The sequence below is a fragment of the Brevundimonas sp. Root1423 genome (assembly GCF_001426805.1).
On record NZ_LMFL01000076.1, the window covers coordinates 1 to 4551 of the forward strand.

The following is a 4551-nucleotide window of genomic DNA, read 5'->3' on the forward strand; positions in this document are numbered from 1 at the left end:
ATCATATCATCGGCGAGAACGCCCGCTGGGACGACCTCGACGTCAATCCGATGAAGGCCAAGCAGCTGAACAACATCCGCGCCGCCGGCAAGGATGAGGCCGTGCGCCTGACCCCGCCGCGCCGTCCCTCGCTGGAACAGGCCATCGCCTATATCGAGGAGGACGAACTGGTCGAGGTCACGCCCAAGTCGATCCGCCTGCGCAAGGCCGTGCTGAACCCCTCCTTCCGCAAGAAACGCGTCCGCGAGGAGTAGGCTGCGGGGCTTTCGCTCGCTCGCCGCCGCGTCAGACTTCGGGCTGCGGCGGGGCCGTGATGACCTCGACGTTGTCGTTCAGAAGATAGGCCAGCTCGTCCAGCGCCACCCGGCGTTCGGCGGGCGTGGCGGCGGCTTCGACCGCCGCGATCTTCTTCGGCATGTCTTCCGAGATGCCGCGCAGGATGCATTTCAGGTCGCCGTCGGTGCCGCGCTCCTTGAGGATCAGGTGACCCTGCATGTCGCTGGCCGCCAGCGCCTCGGCCTGGGCCTTGAAGCCGGTGAAGGCCGGGCCGGCGACGAAATCAGCCTGATCCATCACGCCGGCCTCGATCCAGCCCTGGACCACGCCCTTGAGCGCGCCCGAACGGGCCACGATGTCGGCGAACAGGGGCTCGGCGGCTACGGAAACAGGGGCCGCAACCGGCGCGGGCGGCTGGGCCGCGGCCAGCGCCACATTGGGATCGGCGAGCAGCAGGGAAACCGTTAGGGCGACGCCGCAGGACATGGCGAACCTCTTTAATATGGGCCGAATCACGGATTCAGCGTTGAACCGGCTTACGCCACACCCGTAAACGAGGGTTTACCCCGCTGCTCCGCGAGTCCCGCCGATGACCGCCCGTTCCCAGGCTCTCAACATGCTTCGCGCCGTGGCGCGCAAGGACGCCGGGGGACGGATCGTGCATCAGTTCGCGACAGACCCCGGCCGCATGCAGCGCATGGGGGTCGAGGCGGCGGGCCTGTATCTGGACCTGTCGAAACAGTCGTGGAGCGCCGAGGGGTTCGAGGCCGCGCTGGATCTGGCCCGGACCTGCGATGTCGAAGGCCGTCGCGACGCCCTGTTCGCCGGCGAACCGGTGAACAACACCGAGGGGCGGGCCGTGCTGCACCCGGCCCTGCGCGCCCCCGCGGTGGCCGATTTCCACGCCCTGGGCGAGCCGGTCTCCGCCGAGGTCGATGAGACGCGCCGGGCGATGGCCGAGTTCGCCGTCGATGTCGGCACCGGCGCCGAGGCCGGAGGATCCAAGCAACCCTTCAACGCGATCGTTCATATCGGCATCGGCGGCTCGGACCTGGGCCCGCGCCTGCTGTGGGACGCCCTGCGCCCGCTGGAGCCGACCATCGACCTGCGCTTCGTGGCCAATATCGATCCGCGCGACATGGGCGAGGCCCTGTCCGGCCTGGACCCCGAAACCACACTGGTGGTGGTGGTGTCCAAGACCTTCACCACCCAGGAAACATTGGCCAACGCCGACCTCGCCAAGGCCTGGCTGGCCGAGAGCCTGTCGCCGCGGCGGATGGTCAAGCACCTGATCGGAGTCACGGCGGCGCCGGAGAAGGCCGAGGCCTGGGGCTGCGGCCGGACCTTCGGTTTCCGCGACTGGGTCGGCGGACGGTATTCACTGTGGTCGGCGGTCAGTTTGTCGGTGGCGGTGGCCCTGGGCTGGGACGTGTTCGAGCGGGTGCTGGACGGCGCGCGAGCCATGGACGAGCATTTCCGCGAGGCCGATCTGGAGAAGAACGCCCCGGTGCTGCTGGCGCTGGCGCAGATCTTCAATGTCGAGGGTCTTGACCGCCATGCCCGCACCGTAGCCCCCTATGCCCATGGGCTGCGCCGGCTACCGGCCTTCCTGCAGCAGCTGGAAATGGAGTCGAACGGCAAGCGCGTGAAGCGCGACGGTTCGCCCGTGGACACCGCGACGGGCCCCGTCGTGTTCGGCGAACCGGGGACCAACGGCCAGCACGCCTTCTTCCAGCAGATCCATCAGGGGCCGCAGGTCGTTCCGGCGGAATTCATCGTGGTCGGCCATACGTCCCGGGCGGCGGTGGACGCCCGCGAGGGCGATGCGCCGCTATGGTCGAACGCCCTGGCCCAGGCCCAGGCGTTGATGGTCGGCAAGACCGAGGCGCAGGTCCGTGAGGAACTGATCGTTTCAGGGATGAGCGCCGAAGAGGCGGACCGGCTGGCCCCGCACAAGACCTTCCCGGGTGATCGCCCGTCGACCACCATACTGCTCGACGCCCTGACGCCCGAGGCGGTCGGCGCCCTGCTGGCCCTCTATGAGCACAAGACCTTTGTCGAGGGCGTGATCTGGGACATCAACAGCTTCGACCAATGGGGCGTGGAACTGGGCAAGCTGCTGGCCAGCGCCATCCTGAAGGACGTCGCCGACGGCGAGCCGTCGCCTGACCTGGATCCCTCGACGGCCGAGTTGATGAAACGACTGATGGTCTGACGAAAAAGGCGGGCGCCGAAGCGCCCGCCTTCCTCGCCCTCGTCCGACCCTACTCACGCGGCCGAACGAAACCCGGTATCACCAGCGGCGATCGTAGCGGTAGTCGCGATCGCGATGATTCTGATAGCTGCGCCACTGCCCGTGGTTCCGCCAGAAGCGGCCGTCCCGGTAGTAGCCCCGGCCCGAATAGGTTCGGCCTTCAACATAGGCGCCGTAGCCATCCCCGTAGGCGGAGGAACGATCACGGCTGTTGATGCCGTGTTCCCGTTCCCAATGGCCGAGGTTCCGGTAGCAGCGGCCGTCGCGATAGTATTGGCAGTCCGGGCCGCGGTAGGTCCCCTGGCCATAGCCGTATCGGCTGTCCTGACCGGAAGCGGCCAGAACGCCTCGAACGATGGTGTCGATCAGGGGATCGCCATAGGATTGGGCGCTGGCAGGGCTCGCCGTCGCCAGGCCCATCGCCAGGGCGGCGGCTGCGCCTGCTCCGACGGTCTTCAGGTTGATGAGATTGCGCATCGGATTGCTCCTTGCTGAGGCGCCGATATCGATCGGCATGAGGGGCAATCTAACCGTCCGAGCCTGTACCGCGTCAGAGCGGGTTGTTCAGGCTCCAGTCATCTGAAGGTCAGGAGACCGCCAGAATTCGAGGGCGGCTGCGCTTGACGCGGACGCCCCGCCCTCCTACTTGCCGCTCGCGTTAGCACTCGGGCGTCGTGGCTGCCAAAAAGCGCCGCGTCCGGGGTTCAATCGAAGATGTTGGAGACAATCAGATGGCGTTTCGTCCGCTCGGCGACCGCGTGCTCGTGAAGCGCGTGGAAGAAGAATCCAAGACCAAGGGCGGGATCATCATCCCTGACTCGGCCAAGGAAAAGCCCCAGGAAGGCGAAGTCGTCTCCGTCGGCCCCGGCGCCCGCGATGAAGACGGCAAGCATGTCCCCATGGACCTGAAGGCCGGCGACCGCATCCTGTTCGGCAAATGGTCGGGCACGGAAGTCAAGATCGACGGTAACGATTTGATTATTATGAAGGAATCGGACGTGCTGGGCGTGCTGTCGTAAGCACCCGCGTCTGAATTTCTGTTTCCCACACACTCTTTAAGGAGCTGCCAGATGGCCGCCAAACAAGTCATGTTCTCCACCGATGCGCGCGAAAAGATGCTGCGCGGCGTCAACGTCCTGGCCAATGCGGTCAAGGTGACCCTGGGGCCCAAGGGCCGCAATGTCGTGATCCAGAAGTCCTTCGGCGCCCCGCGCTCGACCAAGGACGGCGTCTCGGTGGCCAAGGAGATCGAGCTGGAGGACGCCTTCGAGAACATGGGCGCCCAGATGATCCGCGAGGTCGCCTCCAAGACCAATGACAAGGCGGGTGACGGCACCACCACCGCCACCGTCCTGGCCATGAACCCGATGGATCTGAAGCGCGGCATCGACAAGGCCGTGACCGTTGTCCTGGCCGACATCAAGGCCTCGAGCCGCAAGGTCAGCGCCAACTCCGAAATCGCCCAGGTCGGCACCATTTCGGCCAACGGCGACCAGGAAGTCGGCGACATGATCGCCAAGGCCATGGAAAAGGTCGGCAACGAAGGAGTCATTACAGTTGAGGAGGCGAAAACCGCCGAGACTGAACTTGACGTTGTTGAAGGCATGCAATTTGATCGGGGTTACCTGAGCCCCTACTTCATCACGAATGCTGACAAGATGGAGGTTCAACTTGAAGAACCCCTCATCATGCTGCACGAGAAGAAGCTCTCTTCGCTGCAGTCGATGCTGCCGATCCTGGAAGCCGTGGTCCAGTCGGGCCGCCCGCTGCTGATCATCGCCGAGGACATCGAGGGCGAGGCCCTGGCCACCCTGGTGGTCAACAAGCTGCGCGGCGGCCTGCGCGTCGCCGCCGTCAAGGCCCCGGGCTTCGGCGACCGCCGCAAGGCCATGCTGGAGGACATCGCCGTCCTGACCGGCGGCCAGGTCATCTCGGAAGACCTCGGCATCAAGCTCGAGAACGTCACCCTCGACATGCTCGGCAAGGCCAAGAAGGTCACCATCACCAAGGACGACACCACC

The 4551-nt window shown here is 65.7% G+C and carries 5 protein-coding genes and 1 pseudogene; 4 read left to right on the forward strand and 2 right to left on the reverse strand.

Translation table 11 applies throughout. The features are described 5' to 3' along the window. Positions 1–254, forward strand: a pseudogene (locus ASD25_RS27545) (translational GTPase TypA); the annotation flags it as partial. Positions 255–285: 31 nt separating this feature from the next. Here the strand turns inward: ASD25_RS27545 and ASD25_RS27550 are convergent. Continuing rightward, positions 286–762 carry a hypothetical protein gene (locus ASD25_RS27550; protein WP_055826751.1) on the reverse strand — a complete coding sequence of 159 codons (477 nt, stop codon included), beginning with the start codon at positions 760–762 and terminating at the stop codon, positions 286–288. A gap of 103 nt (positions 763–865) precedes the next feature. On the opposite strand from ASD25_RS27550, the gene pgi reads away from it, so the two are divergent. Next, positions 866–2491 (forward strand): glucose-6-phosphate isomerase, encoded by a 1626-nt coding sequence (gene pgi / locus ASD25_RS27555; protein WP_082559985.1) that lies wholly within the window; start codon positions 866–868, stop codon positions 2489–2491. A 78-nt stretch (positions 2492–2569) separates the two neighbouring features. On the opposite strand, the gene ASD25_RS27560 is transcribed toward pgi, so the two are convergent. Continuing rightward, the gene (locus ASD25_RS27560) at positions 2570–3007 is read right to left on the reverse strand and encodes a hypothetical protein (RefSeq protein WP_055826754.1); all 438 of its coding nucleotides are present in this window, start codon (positions 3005–3007) and stop codon (positions 2570–2572) included. Between the two features lie 254 nt (positions 3008–3261). Between ASD25_RS27560 and groES the strand changes: the two genes are divergently transcribed. Both groES and groEL read left to right on the forward strand, forming a co-directional pair. Next, positions 3262–3549: a co-chaperone GroES gene (gene groES, locus ASD25_RS27565; protein ID WP_055826756.1), complete on the forward strand. Its 288-nt coding sequence runs from the start codon at positions 3262–3264 to the stop codon at positions 3547–3549. A 51-nt stretch (positions 3550–3600) separates the two neighbouring features. After that, on the forward strand, positions 3601–4551 hold a 951-nt coding region (gene groEL / locus ASD25_RS27570; RefSeq protein WP_156389492.1), incomplete at its 3' end, for a chaperonin GroEL.